This window comes from Nocardioides pantholopis (assembly GCF_003710085.1).
Lineage (GTDB): Bacteria > Actinomycetota > Actinomycetes > Propionibacteriales > Nocardioidaceae > Nocardioides > Nocardioides pantholopis.
Genome location: NZ_CP033324.1, coordinates 554,819 through 570,992 on the forward strand (window position 1 = coordinate 554,819; position 16,174 = coordinate 570,992).

The 16,174-nt window shown below is 66.1% G+C and carries 13 protein-coding genes and 2 pseudogenes; 13 read left to right on the forward strand and 2 right to left on the reverse strand.

What is annotated here, in order from left to right:
- Positions 1-91: 91 nt before the first annotated feature.
- From EBO35_RS02590 to EBO35_RS02620, 6 genes are all read left to right on the forward strand, one after another.
- Entirely contained in the window at positions 92-361 is a 270-nt protein-coding gene (locus EBO35_RS02590; protein WP_164477768.1) for a helix-turn-helix transcriptional regulator, read from the forward strand.
- Complete coding sequence (locus EBO35_RS02595) at positions 358-1,275, forward strand: site-specific integrase (protein WP_122816337.1); 918 nt, start codon at positions 358-360, stop codon at positions 1,273-1,275. The genes EBO35_RS02590 and EBO35_RS02595 overlap by 4 nt, the downstream gene beginning before the upstream one ends.
- 11 nt (positions 1,276-1,286) lie before the next feature.
- Positions 1,287-1,622, forward strand: coding sequence for a hypothetical protein (locus EBO35_RS02600; RefSeq protein ID WP_164477769.1), 336 nt, complete (start codon positions 1,287-1,289; stop codon positions 1,620-1,622).
- A gap of 308 nt (positions 1,623-1,930) precedes the next feature.
- Complete coding sequence (locus EBO35_RS02605; RefSeq protein ID WP_164477770.1) at positions 1,931-2,251, forward strand: hypothetical protein; 321 nt, start codon at positions 1,931-1,933, stop codon at positions 2,249-2,251.
- A gap of 508 nt (positions 2,252-2,759) precedes the next feature.
- Entirely contained in the window at positions 2,760-2,993 is a 234-nt protein-coding gene (locus EBO35_RS02610) for a hypothetical protein (RefSeq protein ID WP_122816340.1), read from the forward strand.
- 417 nt (positions 2,994-3,410) lie between these two features.
- Positions 3,411-4,841, forward strand: coding sequence for a hypothetical protein (locus EBO35_RS02620; RefSeq protein ID WP_122816342.1), 1,431 nt, complete (start codon positions 3,411-3,413; stop codon positions 4,839-4,841).
- A 59-nt stretch (positions 4,842-4,900) separates the two neighbouring features.
- Here EBO35_RS02620 and EBO35_RS02625 read toward each other — a convergent pair.
- A pseudogene (locus EBO35_RS02625) lies at positions 4,901-5,095 on the reverse strand (integrase core domain-containing protein); the annotation flags it as partial.
- A gap of 127 nt (positions 5,096-5,222) precedes the next feature.
- On the opposite strand from EBO35_RS02625, the pseudogene EBO35_RS20135 reads away from it, so the two are divergent.
- From EBO35_RS20135 to EBO35_RS19320, 6 genes and pseudogenes are all read left to right on the forward strand, one after another.
- Positions 5,223-6,535: pseudogene (locus EBO35_RS20135) on the forward strand (ISL3 family transposase).
- Positions 6,536-6,917: 382 nt separating this feature from the next.
- Positions 6,918-8,801 (forward strand): KAP family P-loop NTPase fold protein, encoded by a 1,884-nt coding sequence (locus EBO35_RS02635; protein WP_241153831.1) that lies wholly within the window; start codon positions 6,918-6,920, stop codon positions 8,799-8,801.
- A complete protein-coding gene (locus EBO35_RS02640) occupies positions 8,791-9,600 on the forward strand; it encodes a hypothetical protein (RefSeq protein ID WP_122816344.1) in 810 nt (269 codons plus the stop codon). Before EBO35_RS02635 ends, EBO35_RS02640 begins: the two co-directional genes overlap by 11 nt.
- The gene (locus EBO35_RS02645) at positions 9,597-10,895 is read left to right on the forward strand and encodes a hypothetical protein (RefSeq protein ID WP_122816345.1); all 1,299 of its coding nucleotides are present in this window, start codon (positions 9,597-9,599) and stop codon (positions 10,893-10,895) included. The genes EBO35_RS02640 and EBO35_RS02645 overlap by 4 nt, the downstream gene beginning before the upstream one ends.
- Positions 10,892-11,674, forward strand: a complete 783-nt coding sequence (locus EBO35_RS02650) for a TatD family hydrolase (RefSeq protein ID WP_122816346.1) — start codon at positions 10,892-10,894, stop codon at positions 11,672-11,674. The genes EBO35_RS02645 and EBO35_RS02650 overlap by 4 nt, the downstream gene beginning before the upstream one ends.
- Before the next feature lie 1,129 nt (positions 11,675-12,803).
- Entirely contained in the window at positions 12,804-13,262 is a 459-nt protein-coding gene (locus EBO35_RS19320; protein WP_164477771.1) for an alpha/beta hydrolase, read from the forward strand.
- 188 nt (positions 13,263-13,450) lie between these two features.
- On the opposite strand, the gene EBO35_RS02660 is transcribed toward EBO35_RS19320, so the two are convergent.
- On the reverse strand, positions 13,451-14,761 hold the full coding sequence (locus EBO35_RS02660; RefSeq protein ID WP_122816348.1) for an ISL3 family transposase: 1,311 nt from the start codon (positions 14,759-14,761) through the stop codon (positions 13,451-13,453).
- Positions 14,762-15,039: 278 nt separating this feature from the next.
- Here EBO35_RS02660 and EBO35_RS02665 point away from each other — a divergent pair, with 278 nt between their 5' ends.
- Positions 15,040-16,128 (forward strand): hypothetical protein, encoded by a 1,089-nt coding sequence (locus EBO35_RS02665; protein ID WP_164477772.1) that lies wholly within the window; start codon positions 15,040-15,042, stop codon positions 16,126-16,128.
- The last annotated feature ends 46 nt before the right edge of the window (positions 16,129-16,174 follow it).

Sequence of the window (16,174 nt, forward strand, 5' to 3'; positions counted from 1 at the left end):
AGTCAGCACGAACGCGGTGCCGCACCGGGCCGTCTCGGCCCCTCTGGGGTGCGCTCGGGCGCGCTCGACGCGGCTCGCGCACCTGGGGGTCATGGACCCCAGCACCCCCCGCCCCGCGGGCGCCCCCGGCTCCTCGGAGCGTCGCCTCGAGCGTCGCCTGGACCCGGTGCTCACGCTCGCCGAGCTGGCCGCCGAGCTCGGCGTCAGCGTCCAGGCGCTCTACGACCTGCGCAGCCAGGGCCGCGGCCCGCGCGGCTTCCGGGTGGGCCGGGTGCTCCGGTTCCGGGTCAGCGAGGTCCAGGCGTGGCTGGCGCAGCTGGAGGCCGACGACGCCGCCCGACACCCGCACCCGGCCCGATGACCGGGCGCCCCCGCACCCCGATCGGCACCCACGGCACCATCAACACCCGCCGCCGCGGTCGCCGGGTGGTCGCCGAGACGCGGGTCCGCGACATCGACGGGCGGCTGCGCCAGGTCCGCGCCAGCGCCCCCACCGCGGCCGCCGCCCGGGCGCACCTGCTCGAGCGGATCCGCGAGCGCCCGGCGATGCCGAGCGCCGGCGCGCTGCGCCCCACCAGCTCCTTCGCCGACCTCGCGGACCTGTGGCTCGCGGACCTGGAGCGACGCGACCTGGCGCAGAGCACCAAGGAGAACTACCGCACCTGCCTGCGGCTGCACGTGCGCCCGGGGTTCGAGCACTACGCGCTCGCCGAGGTCACCACCGGCCGGGTCGAGTGGTTCCTCGCCGGGCAGGCCGCGGTGTCGCCGTCCCGGGCCGGCCAGGCCCGGACGCTGCTCAACCTGCTCTTCGGGTTCGCGTTGCGGCACGACGCGATCGCGCGGAACCCGGTCGAGGGCACCTCGCCGCTGCGCGCGGCCAAGAAGGCGCCCCGGGCGCTGACCCTGGACCAGATCGCCGCGATCCGGCGGGCGGGCGCCCAGTGGCGCACCCAGCCGGGTCTGCCCGGGCCCCGGCCGGACGGCCAGGTCCGCGACATCGTCGAGGTCCTGCTCGGCACCGCGATGCGCCCCGGCGAGGTCCTCGCCCTGCGCCCCCGCGATCTCGAGGACCGGCCGGGCGGGATGGTCGCGAGCGTGACCGGCACGGTCGTCCAGCACGCCGGGACCGCCAGGACCGCCCGAAGACGGACGCGTCCGTCCGCCGGATCGCCGTACCCGAGTTCGCGGCCGAGGTGCTGCGCCGCCGGCTGGCCGGGCTCGGCCCGGAGGATCGGGACCGGACCATCTTCGCCAACCGCGGCGGTGGGCCGCTGAGCCCGTACAACGTGCGGCGTACCTTCCGGGAGTTCCTGGTCCTCGCCGGCCTGGCCGGCTCCGGAATCAGCCTGCGCTGGTACCGGCGCACGGGGGCCACCGTGATCGCCCGCAGCGCCGGCACCGCGGCCGCCGCGACCTTCCTCGGCCACAGCTCCACCGTGATCACCGAGGGCCACTACATCGAGCCGGACCGCAGCGTCGACCGCACCCCGGCCGGGCACCTGGACCGGACCCTGCGCCCGGACCGGCCCGACGGCTCGCTGCTCGCCGCCGGGCCGGTGCTCGGCGAGCAGGACCTGCTCGAGGCCGACGACCAGGAAGACGCCGGCGACGCCCTCGAGTGAGGCCTGGCTGCGGTCCTGCACCGGGTGCAGAACCGTAGTCGCCCCCGCAGCCTGGCTACGGCCCCGCACCGGGTGCGGAACCGTAGTCACCCCCTCAGCCCGGCTCCCGGACCGGGTCCACAGCCCACGAGTCCCGCACTCCGGCTCCACCTCCCAGGTGCACCACCCGCCACCGGCCCGCCACCTCGCCACATGTCCAGGCCCTCGATCAGCCACCGCCTCCGAAGCCTCGTCCTCGTCCGCCCGTCGCGCTCTCCACACCGTCTTTTCGTCACACGGTTTGCAGATCGAGGGGTACCTGCGGCGTGGTGGCGATCCGAGCGCACCTGTTCGACATGGACGAGCCGACCACGACGTGCAAGCTGTGCGGGAACCCGCTTCCGCCACGGACCGGGAGGGGGCGACCCCGCATCTACTGCAGCGACCGGTGTCGCCACCTCGCCCACGAGGAGCGCATCCAGGACCCCTACCTCCTCGGCCGGTTCATGGACGACCTCCTGTGCCGGATCGCGGTGGACCACATCCTCGAGAACCAGGCGTACCAGCACGCCGTGAATCAGCTCGGCGTCACGTTCTTCATGATCGGCCGCATGTCGCAAGGCAGCTTCCAGCTCCCCATCGTCGAGTGAGCGACCGAAACGTCGCTGTAGGCAGGCTGCGATTTACGCCGCGGTTGCGGCTACGGAATGACGCCGTCGCGCGGCCGGTTAGGGCTTCCTCGCAGTCAACACCAGGAAGGTCATTTCGTGGGTGTGCCGGGTCTCCGACCTAGTCGAGTTCGGCCGCCCCGCTGGCCGCGGCGTACTGGGGGGCACCCTGAACGTGTGGCCGCTGGTGGCACCCAGGAAGGTGGCAAACGAAACGCATGTCGATACGGTGACCGGGGGAAACCAGAAACGTCAGCGCGCCGGATCTCGTCGTCATATTCTTGCTGACCTAGTATCCGGACCACCCGAGAGGGACACCCACCACATGAGCATCACCGGACGTACTCGGACGTGCTCCCACTGCGGCATGCCCGGCCACGACCGGCGCTCGTGCACGGTGCCCGCGAACGCAGGCAAGTGCAGCGTCTGTGGGAACCGCGGTCACGACAAGCGCAATTGCCCCCGCAAGAAGTAGGAGCTTCCGCCGACCATGGCTTTCAGGTATGAGTTGCAGCGCGTCCAGGGGATGGGCAACTTCGCCCGCTTCGAGTGTCCGAAGTGCGGGCGCAAGGGCTTGCTCCAGTTCGACCACGAGTTCGCGAAGGAGAACGCGAAGCTTGTGCATGGCTACGGCTCGTGCCCCGACGAGACGACGTTTCTAGCCCGGCGAGAGCAGCACGGTTCGCCGGTGTCGAGCGAGCGCCAGGCCGACGACTCTCAGTAGACCACCGACACTGGCTGGCCTTCGGGTGGCGGGCATGGGCTTTGCCGAGGGTCCAGGAATGGCGCGCCCCAGTCATCGAATCGGTCATCGCCACCGGCGTCGAGTCGGTCTCCGTGCCACCCATGAGGGCGCCGAGTCGCCGATCCTCGACTTCTCTGAGATCGGAAGTGTTGCGGCCAGCATCTTCCGCGAGATCGTCGCCATAGCCGCGGTCATGGAGGTCGAGGCCAGGCAGTTCTGCCTCGGGTCAGGTCAGGCCACGAGGCAACGCCCCTGGGCTCCCGTACAGGGCAAGCAGTCGAGGATACGGATGGAACACCTGGGCCGTAACGGCGTCCACTTTGCCTTGACCAGGCAGACCTAACCGCACCGGTCGATTCGGCATCCGTTCCCCTCAAGACTCTTGGAGGCGCCCGCGTGAGCGCACTGCTAATCGACACCAACGTGTGGTCCTACCTGGCCGAAGAAACGACTCCTGACGCTGTCGCCATGCTTCTCAAGCGAACCGGCCACCAAGCCGTGCTGAACTCGATGATGCTCACCGAAGGTCTGCGCACCTGCGACGTCGCTAAGCGGACAGCAATCGTGAACATGATGGCCTCGCCGCACTGGCGCAAGCTTCCTGCTGATGGTGAGGCGATGGAGCTCGTCGAAGAGGTCAGGCGCTTGCGGCCAGAGTGGTTGCGTTCGATACCGAAGACCGACCGCTTGCACTCGTTCCGGGACTATTGGACGAAGGTGTACTGGCGCGATGCAAAGACCCAGCCTGACAAGGTCCTTGAGAGACTGGCCCAGGCGACAGCAGAAGATGACGCGGAAGCGGAGATCGCTCGGGTCCAGGCCGCGAACAAGGCTTCGTGGCCATTCCTCGAAGGTGACCTCAAGTCAGCTGCCCTGGCTGCGAACACCGCCGAGGACCACCCTGACTCAGACCCCAGATCTCGACTCGGATGGCCAACGGATACTCCGGTCCTATTGTGGCGTGTGAACGCGCGAGACGTCATGTGGGCGACCCTCGGGCGCGAGGCTGCTGGACGACTCATCGGATACAGCGACAAAACGTTAGAGGACTCCCTCGGCGCCTACGTCGACCTGAAAGCGATGCGGAAGGACCGCGGGTCGTTCAACAGGTTCTTCCTTTTCGACATCGAGGGCTGGAACGTCCCTCGGTGCTGGTGGCGCGGAACTGTTGAGATACTTCAATTAGGAAAACGACTCCAGAACAGCAACGGCATGGATGCAGCACACGCCTCCCACCTGCCCGACTGTGACTACCTGCTCACTACGGATAAGCGCTTCCACGACATCGTCAAGGTCGCGAGCGAGACGCTGGGAGCTCCCCGCGGGGGCGCGGTCGTACTAGTCGAGGAGCACCCGGGCGGTTGGCTCGATGCCCTGGAGCATGCGCTAGCGAATCTGCCTCCGAAGCGGCAGCCGACGCCCACTCGAATCATTGGGGTGGGCGCTGGCGCCCGCGTTGGAAACGGTCCGGGTGAGGTCTCTGCTGCTCAGGTGCATCGTGAGACGAAGCATGGTCCGAAGGTGAAGACGTACGAAGGTCCCGCGCGCCTGCTCGACGCGGACAGGAAGTTGGTTGCCGAGCGAGTGCAGGTCTTCATCACCAACCGGCCAGAAATGCGCCCGGAAGGCGTGCGGTCGAAGTACTTCGGCGCCCTGCGGGTCTTGCCCACCACCGACGGGGATGAGGAATCAGCGCCGGTCACCGCCAGCATCGCGTACGTGCTGGAGTGGCGCGGCGTCGGCGTCGTCGACGGCACCGACATCTGGGTTCGTGCAGTCGCAGATGGCGGCGCCTTTGCTAGCTTTTCTGTGAATGGGAAGTTCTGACTGTTCAACTTGTCAGCTTGTTCAAGCGAACGTGAAGCGCGCCAGGTCCTCTGCCGTTCCTATACGGGGTACGGCTCTCGGTTGAGGGCAGTGTAGTGGGCTTGCTCGTTCTCGACGGGTGTGACGTTGCCTAGGGTCGAGTGCAGGCGTCGGTTGTTGTACCAGTCGACCCAGCCGGCGGTGGCGTACTCGACGTCGGCGATGGTCTTGTAGGGCCCGTCGTGGAAGACGGTCGTGCGGGTGCATTCGGCCTTTTAAAGGCACATCCCAGATGAAGGTGTAGCGGCCTTCTCCGGGGTCGTCGGCGCGTCAGTGCTCGGATAGGGGTCGAGGTCTCCACAAGATGGAAGTTCTCACGCTCGCCATTTGGGAGACCTCGACTTGTCTGACGCTACCTTCGCTTGCCCTGACCTGACCAAGTTCTGCCGACTCGATGAGCTCGGTCTCGTCGTGGTCGGCCAGCGCCTCGAGCCTGATCGGGCGGTCCTGGCGTGTCGGGTCGTCGAGCCTGACCAGTGGTGCCGACGCTGCGGCTGCGAAGGCCGCCCACGCGACACCGTGACCCGGACCTTGGCCCACGAACCACTCGGCTGGCTTCCAACCACGCTGGTCGTGAGCATCCGTCGCTACCGTTGCGCCGACTGTGGGCACGTGTGGCGCCAAGACACCGCCCGGGCGGCCGAGCCACGAGCGAAGCTGTCGCGCCGCGGGCTGCGATGGGCGTTGGAAGGGATCGTGGTGCAGCACCTCAGCGTGGCCCGCGCCGCTGGCGGCCTCGGGGTCGCGTGGGACACCGCGAACGACGCCGTCCTGGCCGAAGGTCGACGGGTACTGATCGAGGATCCCGCTCGGTTCGATGGCGTCAGAGTTCTCGGTGTCGACGAACACCTGTGGCGCCACACCAGACGCGGCGACAAATACGTCACGGTGATCATCGACCTGACTCCGATCCGTGACGGCACCGGCCCCGCACGGCTGCTGGACATGGTCGAGGGCCGCTCGAAGCAGACGTTCAAGACCTGGCTCGCCGCCCGCCCCTAGGGCCGGCGTGACCAAGTGGAGGTCGTCGCGATGGACGGGTTCACCGAATTCAAGAGCGCCACCACCGAGGAATTACCCGACGCGGTCACGGTGATGGATCCCTTCCACGTGGTCCGCCTGGCCGGCGACCGTCCTCGATCGCTGCCGCAGTCGGGTCCAGCAGAACCTCCACGGCCACCGGGGCCGCAAGAACGACCCGCTCTACGGCGCGCCGCACCCTGCACACCGGCGCCGCCCTCCTCACCGACAAACAGCGGCAACGACTGAGCGTCCTGTTCGCCACCGACACCCATATCGAGGTCGAGGCGACCTGGGGCATCTACCAACGGATGATCGGCGCCTACCGCGAACCCGACCGCTTCCGGGGGCGCGCACTGATGGAGAAGCTCATCGCCTCGGTCAGCACCGGTGTCCCGAAGGCCCTCGTCGAGGTCACCACGCTGGGCAAGACGCTGACCAAGCGCGCCGCCGACGTGCTGGCCTACTTCGACCGACCCGGCACCAGCAACGGACCCACCGAGGCAATCAACGGCCGCCTCGAACACCTCCGCGGATCAGCCCTCGGCTTCCGCAACCTGACCAACTCCATCGCCAGATCCCTGCTCGAGACCGGTGGGTTCAGACCACGACTCCTACACCCTCGATTGGGATGAGCCAGTTTGCCCGCCGAACCACCGCAAGAGGTCGTCGAATGCTCTCGTCGAACTCCTGGTCGTCGACCCATGACCAGGCAATGCTTGCCACGGCGGCGCTCATGCGGTTCTTGTCAGTTCGCCGCGCTCTGTCGAACAGATCGCTAAAGTCCCCGGTAGCGGGGATTGTTGGTCTCTCGGTTCCTCTGCGCCCTGCGCCCTGCGCCCTAGCGATCGAGATCGAACACACGTTCGAGATTGATGGTAATGAGCCGTAGATATGCCTGTCCAAATCTCGACCAGGAAGATCAGCTGTGGCTCTCAGGAAGTCCGACCGGTGGTTTCCCATGCGGAGCACTGCCGACGTGCTCCACCCGGCGCCGCTCGCAGAAGGGGAAGGGGCGTGACCGAGACCGGCCGCAGTTCGCTCTGGTCCGACGAGCCCTCGGCTCGTGACCTGCTGTCATTCATGGCCGTCGCTGAGACGGTCGCAGATGCAGTTCTCGACGAGCGGCTTGACCCGATTGCCCTGGGTCTTTCGGGATCGTGGGGTAGTGGTAAGACGAGCGTGCTCGAGTTGGTGAAGCAGGAGGTCGAGAGCCGGGCGAAGGTAGCGGACACGAGGGTTCTAGTCGTGCCCACGCAGCCTTGGGGCTACGACCCCAGTGTCGGTCCCAAGGAGAGCCTCATCTCCGAAGTACTCGATGCCCTCAAGGGGGAGATCGACCCGTCCAAGGGGGCGGAAGCCCAGAATCTGCTGCTCAAGCTGGCCAAGCGAGTGAAGTGGGCCAAGGCCATCAAGATAGCGGCACTGACCTCGATCACCCTCCAGCTCCCGAAAGTCGAGGACGTTCTCGACCTGGTGAGCGAGGAGTCGGCAGATGGCGAGACTGAGCCTGCCGAGCGCGGCCTTGCGCAGTTCCGTGACGAGTTCGCGGAACTACTCGAGTCCGGCGGCCTGAGCCACATCTCGCGTGTCGTCGTGCTTGTCGATGACTTGGATCGCTGCCTTCCTGAGACGGTCGTGGAGACCCTGGAGGCGATTCGCCTCTTCCTCTCGGCAAAGGGAATGTCGTTCGTTATCGCCGCTGACGAGGACCGCGTGGCAGATGCGATCCAGAAACGCCTCGGCACCCCGACGAATGAGCGCGGCAACGGTGAGACGCCCGCCGAGCTGTACCTGCACAAGATCGTCCAGACGACGATCCCGATCCCTGCGCTAAGTCAGTTCGACACCCAGGCGTATCTTTTCCTGCTTCTTGCCGAAGGTAACCTCGAGCCGGCGACGTTCGACGCACTTGTCGACTCCACTGCAGCGCTCCGCTTAAAGGCGGGTTCGCTCGATGACCTGACGCTTCCAACGGATGTCGACCTGGCTGGGGAACTCGCCACTGCATCGCGCCTGACGCCAATGCTCTACGAGAAGTTCCGTGGCAACCCGCGCCGAATCAAGCGCTTTCTGAATGATCTGCACGTGCGCCAAGCCGTGGCCTCGCGTCGCGGCATTGCGCTGGCTCCAGATGCGGTCGCCAAGCTCATGATGCTGGAACGCCTCCTCGAGGATGACTTCAAGGTGGTCCTTGCCTGGCTCGCCCAGACCAAGCTCCGCGACCAACTCCAGGCACTTGACCGTGCGGCCAACGAGGCGCCGAAGGTCGAGGCCCCCGGGTCCGAGGAGCCTACAGATGGCACGCCGAAGAGGAAGGTGAGCTCGAAGGCGGCGCCGGCCGGCATGGCGCCTGCTGCCCCTGAGCAGCAGTTCTCCGATTCGCTGATCCGCTGGGCCAAGCTGCCGCCGAAACTCGATGCGTCGGACATCGGCGGCTACCTGTACCTGGCAGCGTCCTTTGCGGGCATCCAGCTCGTGAGCGACGCGCTGCCGCAGCGCCTGCGCGATATCGCCAGCGCGCTGACCTCGAGCGTCCAGGTCGACCGCGCCGCGATCACCCATGACGCGCTCCGGGCGATCTCGGCTGCCGACAGCCAGTTGCTCGTCGGATACTTAGGCAGGCTTACCAGGGACCAGCCGTCGCTTCAGCCGTACTCGGTGCCGGGGATGCTCCGCCTGACGCGGACCCACCCGGGCACTGAGGTAGCGACTGTCGCAGCACTGAAGCTGCTGCCGCCAGGTGAGGTGAGGGTCGGCACCGTCATGCTTCTCAAGCCGGAGTCGGCTGACGTGTTCGAGGCGGTGCTTGCCGCCTGGGACGTGGCATCAGCGAAGGATCGGACCCGCCGGACCATCGGCGAGGTCCGTCAGCACTGGAGTGCCACGAATGGGAACTAGCGGTTCGTTCGGCGGTAGCGGCGGCAAGGACGCGAAGGATCTCCGCGACTCGATTGCTGACTGGCTCGATTCGCCACCAGCCACGCCTGCGGCTCCGGACATTGTGGGGGATACCTCAGTCGCTGGCCAACCACCCGTGGTGCCGAACGTCGACTTACGGCCAGCCCTCCACATCATTTCTGGTGGTGGTCGGGGCGGCGATGGTCCTGGCGGCGGCGGGGGAGCAGCTCGCGGGGGCGGTAGCGGTTCGGGCGATCGCTCGGGCGGAGGCGCCACTCGATCATCCAGCCGCACGTCGCGTGCGGCTGGTCGAGCTGGAGCCCTAGCCCGCGCCTATGCGACAGGCGATCGGGCCACCCTCGAGCAGGCCGGACTCAACTACGGCGAGTTGCAGGAACTCGGCAGCGTGGTTGCGATCGGCACCCGTATCGTCGAGGCGGCCTTCGACAGTCGCGCCGACAGCACGATCGCCGACGACGAGTCACGCGAGACGATTGCCAAGGTCGTGGAGTGGATCCTGGAGAGCCCGCCTGACCAAACACCGACGCCGGACGACATCGTCCGCCGTTCGATTGAACTCATGATCACTGACGTCACCCTCACTGAGGTTGGCGACACCATCCGTACGGAGCCGTCGCGGGACAAGCGTGCCGAAATCGAGGAAGAGATCCGCTACGCCGCTCAGGTCCACGCGAGTCAGGTAACGCTGAACTCCACCGGTCCTTCCGAACAGGAGATTGCTGCCGCCATTCACGGCGGCATTGAGCAGTTGGTGCGCATCTTTGGAGAAACCAAATGACGACCTTCCTTCTGGCGACTGACGAGGAAACGGCGGATGCGGGCGGCTTCGATGAGGTTCTGCTGTGGAGCGGATTGTCACCACGCAGCACGTTCGGTGGGCCTCTCGACCAGCATCTCACCTCGTTTGGCAGTGTGCGCCAGGAGAACGTCGACCTCGTTCGGCTCGCGCTCGGTGTCTTCTCGGCTGACCGTTCTGTTCGCCGTCAGGGTGGCGGATCCGACTGGAACACCCGCGACATCGACCTGACCGTCGAGGTCGGTAAGCCCGACGCCTGGACAGCGCATGCCGATGAGCTCGCGTCCGTGATCGGCTTCCTTACTGGTGACCGGTGGACGTTCCGCTTCATACAGAGCGTGCCGGCCCCGGACCCGGCTTCGCAGCTCGGGCTCGAGAATCCGGCGCTGAGTCGCACGATGCTGCTCAGCGGCGGAGCCGACTCGGCTGCGGGTGCGCTCGAGGCGGCGCTCGAGATGTCAGCCGGAGAAACGCTCCAGCTTGTCTCGCATTTCAGCGCGCCGTCAATCTCGCCGTTCCAGAAGGATCTGGCCGCGCGGATCCGCGCGCTGGCCCCCGGGCGAACGATCATCCACCGGCGCGTGGCGCTCAACCGGAACTCCAAGCGCCTTGACGGCACGGCGTTCCCGACCGAGCCTTCCAGCCGCTCACGTTCGCTACTGTTCCTCGCTCTGGGCCTTGCGGCCGCCGAGCCGTCGGATGGCCCGCTCTACATTCCCGAAAACGGCTTCGCCTCGCTTAACCCCCCGCTCGGGCCAGAGCGCCGTGGCGCGCTGTCGACACACACAACACACCCACGCTTCCTGGCGGAACTGCAGGACGTGCTCACCAAGGTGGGGGCGCACGGCCTGATCGAGAATCCATTCCAGGCCCTCACCAAGGGTGAGATGTTCGCCGGCATCGTCGGCTTGGTTGGCGCAGATGAGGCCTCGGCCTACCTCAGTGCATCCAATTCCTGCGCCCACACGGACGGGCGCTTCCAGGGCGCAGCTCCGGGTGCCTCGTGTGGGGTCTGTTTTGGTTGCATCGTCCGCCGCGCGTCGTTCCATGCTGGTGGCGTTGCGGATACCACCCCCTACCTGGCGACGGATCCCGCCAACCGGTACGCGGAGTTCGTCCAGCAGAAGTCGATCGTTGAGGCGATGCGAGACTTTGTGGCGAACGACCCGAAACCGCACATCGTCATGAGGATGTCGCTGCCCGCCAGTTATTCGCCTGACCAGGCACTCGATCTGTGCCGGCGCGGCGTCGCTGAGTTGAGATCATTCCTGGCATGAGCCGTCAACTGCCACCACTCGATCTGCACGCCCATATCGACGTCGGCGTGGGTGCCCGCGAGCTAGAGGGGCTGGGAGCCGTTGTGTTCGCGGCGACCCGGTCGCTGGACGAAGCAGAGGCCGCCCTGGCACGCGTCGACGCAGTCACGATCTGGGGTACCGGCTGTCATCCCGGCGTCGCTGCGTCCCAGGACCAATTCGATGCCGACCTCTTCCAGAACCAGATGGCGCGCACAGCCTTCGTCGGCGAGGTGGGTCTGGACGGTGTCTCTAAGGTCCCGATGGAGCGGCAGACTGAGGTCTTCACGGAGATCCTGAACCTCGTCGCTGGAGACCCGCGCATAGTTTCGGTGCATAGCGCTCGAGCTACGAACCGGACGCTCGACGTTATCGAGAGGTCAGGTGCTCGCGGCGTCATCCTCCACTGGTGGCTGGGGAGCCCCGCTGAGACGGGTCGGGCCCTCGACCTCGGATGCTTCTTCTCGATCAACAGCAGCATGGACCCGCAGCGGCTCGCAGCGGCTGGAGTCCCAGCCGAACGCCTGCTGCCAGAGACAGATCACCCGAGCGGCAACCGTCGGGGTGCATTCCCGAGGCAGCCGGGATCAACCAGGGATGTTGAGACCAAGATCGCGGCGGCATATGGCATGGCCGACGATGCGGTGCGGCAGCAGTTCTGGACGACGTTCGCCGGCCTGGTCGAGTCGTTGGACGTTGATCGGCTACTTCCGTCCGTGGTCCGCGCAATGCTCACCCGAGCGCGTCAGAACCAAAGATAACGGAGGACCTCGAAGGTCGGCGCGAATGTGCGGGTCTGCTGCACGACCTGGTGACAGGTTCGGTTAGCCGCCTGGGTGGCAATTAGGAGCATGATCAAGGTGTCAACCAAGCTTGGGCAGACCCGAACTCCGCTAAGATGTGCGCCAAAGAGGTCACGTGACCGGTTTCAACCAACCTCAGACTCTGGGTGTGTGCGTCGGTGCAGTTCATTGATCGCACCTGAGATGGGGAAGAGTGAATGGCGGAAGAGGACCTGGAGACGTTCGTCGTCCATTCGAGCGAGCGTTCCATCGCAAGCACACCTGAGCACGAGGGAACAAACGCGTCAAGATTCGCGATTGTCGGCGCCCTCGCAGCGCCAGTCCCTTTCTCATTCGACGACAGTCTCTCGATCGTCCGCCCCGAGACTCTCGAACGGTTCGGGTTCAATACCAGTCTCGCTCGCTCTCAGTCTTCTTGGAACCAGTCTCGTGACGGTCTGTACGGCGAGGCGGCCGCATTCATCGAGCGCACCGAAGGTTGGTTGAGCGGGGAAGGACGCTTCCAGGCTTGGGCCGAGGTAGCAGCGGGTGATCTTCGCAGTCGTCTTATGCTCCTTGCCGAAGGGGTGCGCAGCGATCTCGAACGTGAGTCGGCGGCCGCGGCAGTGGCTCTCGTTGGGCTGCTCCGGGGCAATGGGGATCTCACACGGTTCCCCGGCAGCCTCTGGGACTCCCGGCATCTGTGGTGGTGGAGGTGGAATAGGGATTGGCCGGACGCTTGGGGCGACGAACTGTGGTTGTCGCCGCCCGATGAACCCGTCAGCGAGCACGGAGTATCAGCCGCCACTTGGGACGGAGCGCGCTGGCGCGAGTTCTCAACACAGTGGATCGCCGAATGGTTGACGGAAGGCGACGCTCAGCTTCTCCTCGGGGCCGTATTGCGAATCGCGACGGTCAGAGCAAGGGAGGCCGGCCGGTCCTCAGACAGCGTGGTTCGAGAGTTTGCGTCCACCCTGCGTTGGCTCGGAGCACCGACGGCCCTCTCGACTCCGGCGCCTCACCAGATGCATCGTCTCCAGCCGCCCACCCGGCGACGTCAACGATGGTTCATGGGACGTGGGCATGGAAGGGCGACTTCCACTCGTACGTGAAGCAGCAGTTTCGGCCGCGCCTCTACAGCGACGGCATGGAGTTCTCTTGGTCAGGTTCCTACAGCCAGAAGCACCGCGTCACCGCTGGACACCGTCTCTCGCGCTGGGTGCGCAGCCACTCGTCCGGAGCCGCACTCGGCACCGTGTTCGCGCATAGCTACGGCGGTGAGGTGGCAGCGCGTGCCATCAACAGTGGCGCGAAAGTGGATGAGTTGGTGCTTCTCAGCGCCCCAGTGAACCAACACCACATCGCGGCGCTTGATCGCGTGTCGCGTGTCATCGACGTGCGACTGGACTTCGACATCGTGCTGGCGCTGGCGCGTGAGAACCAACGACTGCCCGCCCATCCGAGTGTGACTGAGTTCGTGATCCAGAAAGCGTTCTGGAAGCACGGAGCCACTCACGAGCCCAAGTTCTGGGATGACGAGGCAGTCGCCGTCAAGACCGGAATCTGACTTATCTGGTCAGGCTGCCCGGCTGTATCGATGGAGATGGCTGCGTGAATCTGGGCGCTTGGACGCAGGTGAAGGGGAGGCCTTCGCCGCCAGAGCCCATCTGCTTTGGCTGAGGTCTGGCCCGCCTGTGGGACGAGCTCGTCCGTCTGGGGACCATTCGCGGCTCATCGCATTTGAGGGTGTAGGAGTCAGGGTCTGAATCCTCCGGTCTCGAGTAGGGACCTGGCGATGTAGTTGGTCAGGTCGCGGAAGCCGAGGGCGGATCCGCGGAGGTGCTCGAGGCGCCCGTTGATCGCCTCAGTGGGTCCGTTGGATGTGCCGGGTCGGTCGAAGTAGGCCAGCACGTCGGCGGCGCGCTTGGTCGAGGTCTTGCCCAGCGTGGTGAGCTCGACGAGCGCGGCCGGGACACCGGTGCTGACCGAGGCAATGAGCTTCTCCATCAGCGCGCGCCCGCGGACGCGGTCGGGTTCGCGGTAGGCGCCGATCATGCGTTGGTAGATGCCCCAGGTCGCCTCGACCTCGACGTGGGCGTCGACCGCGAACAGGTCGCTCAACCGCTTGCGCTGCTTGTCGGTGAGGAGGGCGGCGCCGGTGTGCAGGGTGCGGCGAGCCTCGTACAGTGGATCATTCTTACGGCCGCGGTGGCCGTAAAGGTTCTGTTGAACCCGGCGGCGGCAGCGGTTCAGGGCGTCGCCGGCCAGGCGGACCACGTGGAAGGGATCCATCACGGTCACCGCGTCGGGTAGTTCCTCGGTGGTGGCGGTCTTGAAGCCGGTGAACCCGTCCATCGCGACCACCTCCACTCGGTCACACCAGGCCTGGAGACGGGCGGCGAGCCAGGTCTTGAACGCCTGCTTCGAGGGTCCCTCGACCATGTCCAGCAGGCGTGCGGGGCCGGTGCCGTTACGGATCGGGGTGAGGTCGATGATCACGGTGACGTATTTGTCGCCGCGGCGGGTGTGGCGCCACATGTGCTCGTCGACGCCGAGGACCCGGACGTCGTCGAAGCGAGCGGGATCGTTGATCAGGACCCGTCTGCCTTCGGCCAGGACGGTGTTGTTGGCGGTGTGCCAGGCGACCCCGAGGCCGTCGGCGACGCGGGCAACGCTGAGGTGCTGCACGACGATCGCTTCCAGTGCCCAATGCAGCGCGCGGCACGAGAGCTTCGCTCGTGGCTCGGCGGCCCGGGGGGTGTCTTGGCGCCACACGTGCCCACAGTCGGCGCACCGGTAACGACGGATCGTCACGACCAGCGTGGTGGGTCGCCAGTCGAGCGGTTCGTGGGACAAGGTCCGGGTGATGGTGACGCGTGGCGATCCTTCGCAGCCGCAGCGCTGGCGCCACTGATCGGGTTCACGGACCCGGCAGGCCAGGACCGCGCGATCGGGCTCGAGGCGCTGACCGGTGACGACGAGGCCGAGCTCGTCAAGCCTGCAGAAGGTGGAGAGGTCGGGGTGGGCGAACGCTTTCGAGCGGTCGCCGACGGTAGCGTCAGGCACGTCGAGGTCTTTCGAGATGAGCGTGTAGGAGCCTTCATCCTCGGGAGACCTCGACGCCTAACCCGGGGCCGACGCGCCAGCCCGACTTACACCCTCAACTGCGAAGAGCCCCCAAACACGACCTACTCAGGAGGCGACTGCAACTCGATCGTCTCCGTCCGCCATCGTCGCTCAGTGCAGGTGTATAGGCTCGTCAATCGATGCTGAAAGCACCAGTACCTGAGGAGATGGTCTGGGCGAGTGTTACTCGCCCGCCGGTTCCCCTCGTCTACTTGGACTTGAACCACTACATCGAGCTGGCGAAGGCCAACCGATCGTTGGCCCGGCACTCCGCCGAGAGCGGCCGGCCCATCCTTGTACGCGACGGGTACTTCGATCTGCTTGATGCGGCTCGTCGAGCCAAGGCGGAACGTCGTGCAGTGTTTCCCCTCTCGGCGATTCACTTCATCGAGGTGGCGCACTCGGTTCCGAGTCCACGACAGCGTGGCCATGTCGCCGACGTGATGGAGGAGCTCTCCGACTTCAACTATCTCCTCGGGCGCCCGTCCTTGGTGCTATTGGAGATGGCTGCCGGGATCGACAGGCTCTACGGAGACCCGCCCAGCTACGCGCCGATGACACTGTTGAAGAACTCGGCGCTCTGGGCATTCGGCCGCGCTGGAGGCTTGCGCATCGTGGACTCGACGACAGGAGAGGACTCGTCTTCAGAAGTCCGCCGGCAGTTGGGTGAGGAAGCTTTCGACCGAATGCTGGCTGACATGCAGCGCGAGACGGAGCGCAAGCTTCTCGAAGGCCCTCAAGATGCCGAGATTCCCGCGTTGCGGGCACGGGGCTACGTGCCGGAGCAGTACACGGCCAGCGCGCAGAGTCGACTCGACTTCGAGGCCGAAACCTCGAGCATTCTCGATGCTGACCCCTCTTGGCGACGAGGTCGTCTACGAGACGTGGTGTTCGCACGGGATGTAGCGCACGAGTGGATGACCCTCTTCGCACGTCATCTCCAAGAGCGCGAGCAGGACGGTTTCAGGCACGACCTCCCGGAATCGGCGGAGCTCGTCCGCCTCTTCGCCGCGATGCCCCAGGTGCAGGTGGCGGTCACGATGAAGACTCGCTATCACCGCAACCCGGCCCATCGCTGGAAGTCGAACCACATCGCTGACATCGACGCGCTCGCAATCGCCTATGCGTATTGCGACGCCGTGCTGACCGACGCCGAAGCGCGTGCAGCACTTGCCCAGGCACGTGAGCTGCGCGGCTTCGGTGCGCATCTACCGGCAAGCGTTTCGGGTATGGCGAGTTGGCTCGATGGTCTGCCTGAAGTGGCTGACCCCGCGATCGAGGTGGCGCACCCGCTAGCCCCGTCTTGATCGAAGGCGCGGTCCCTGAGCGCAGCTCAGAACGCAGACGGGCCCA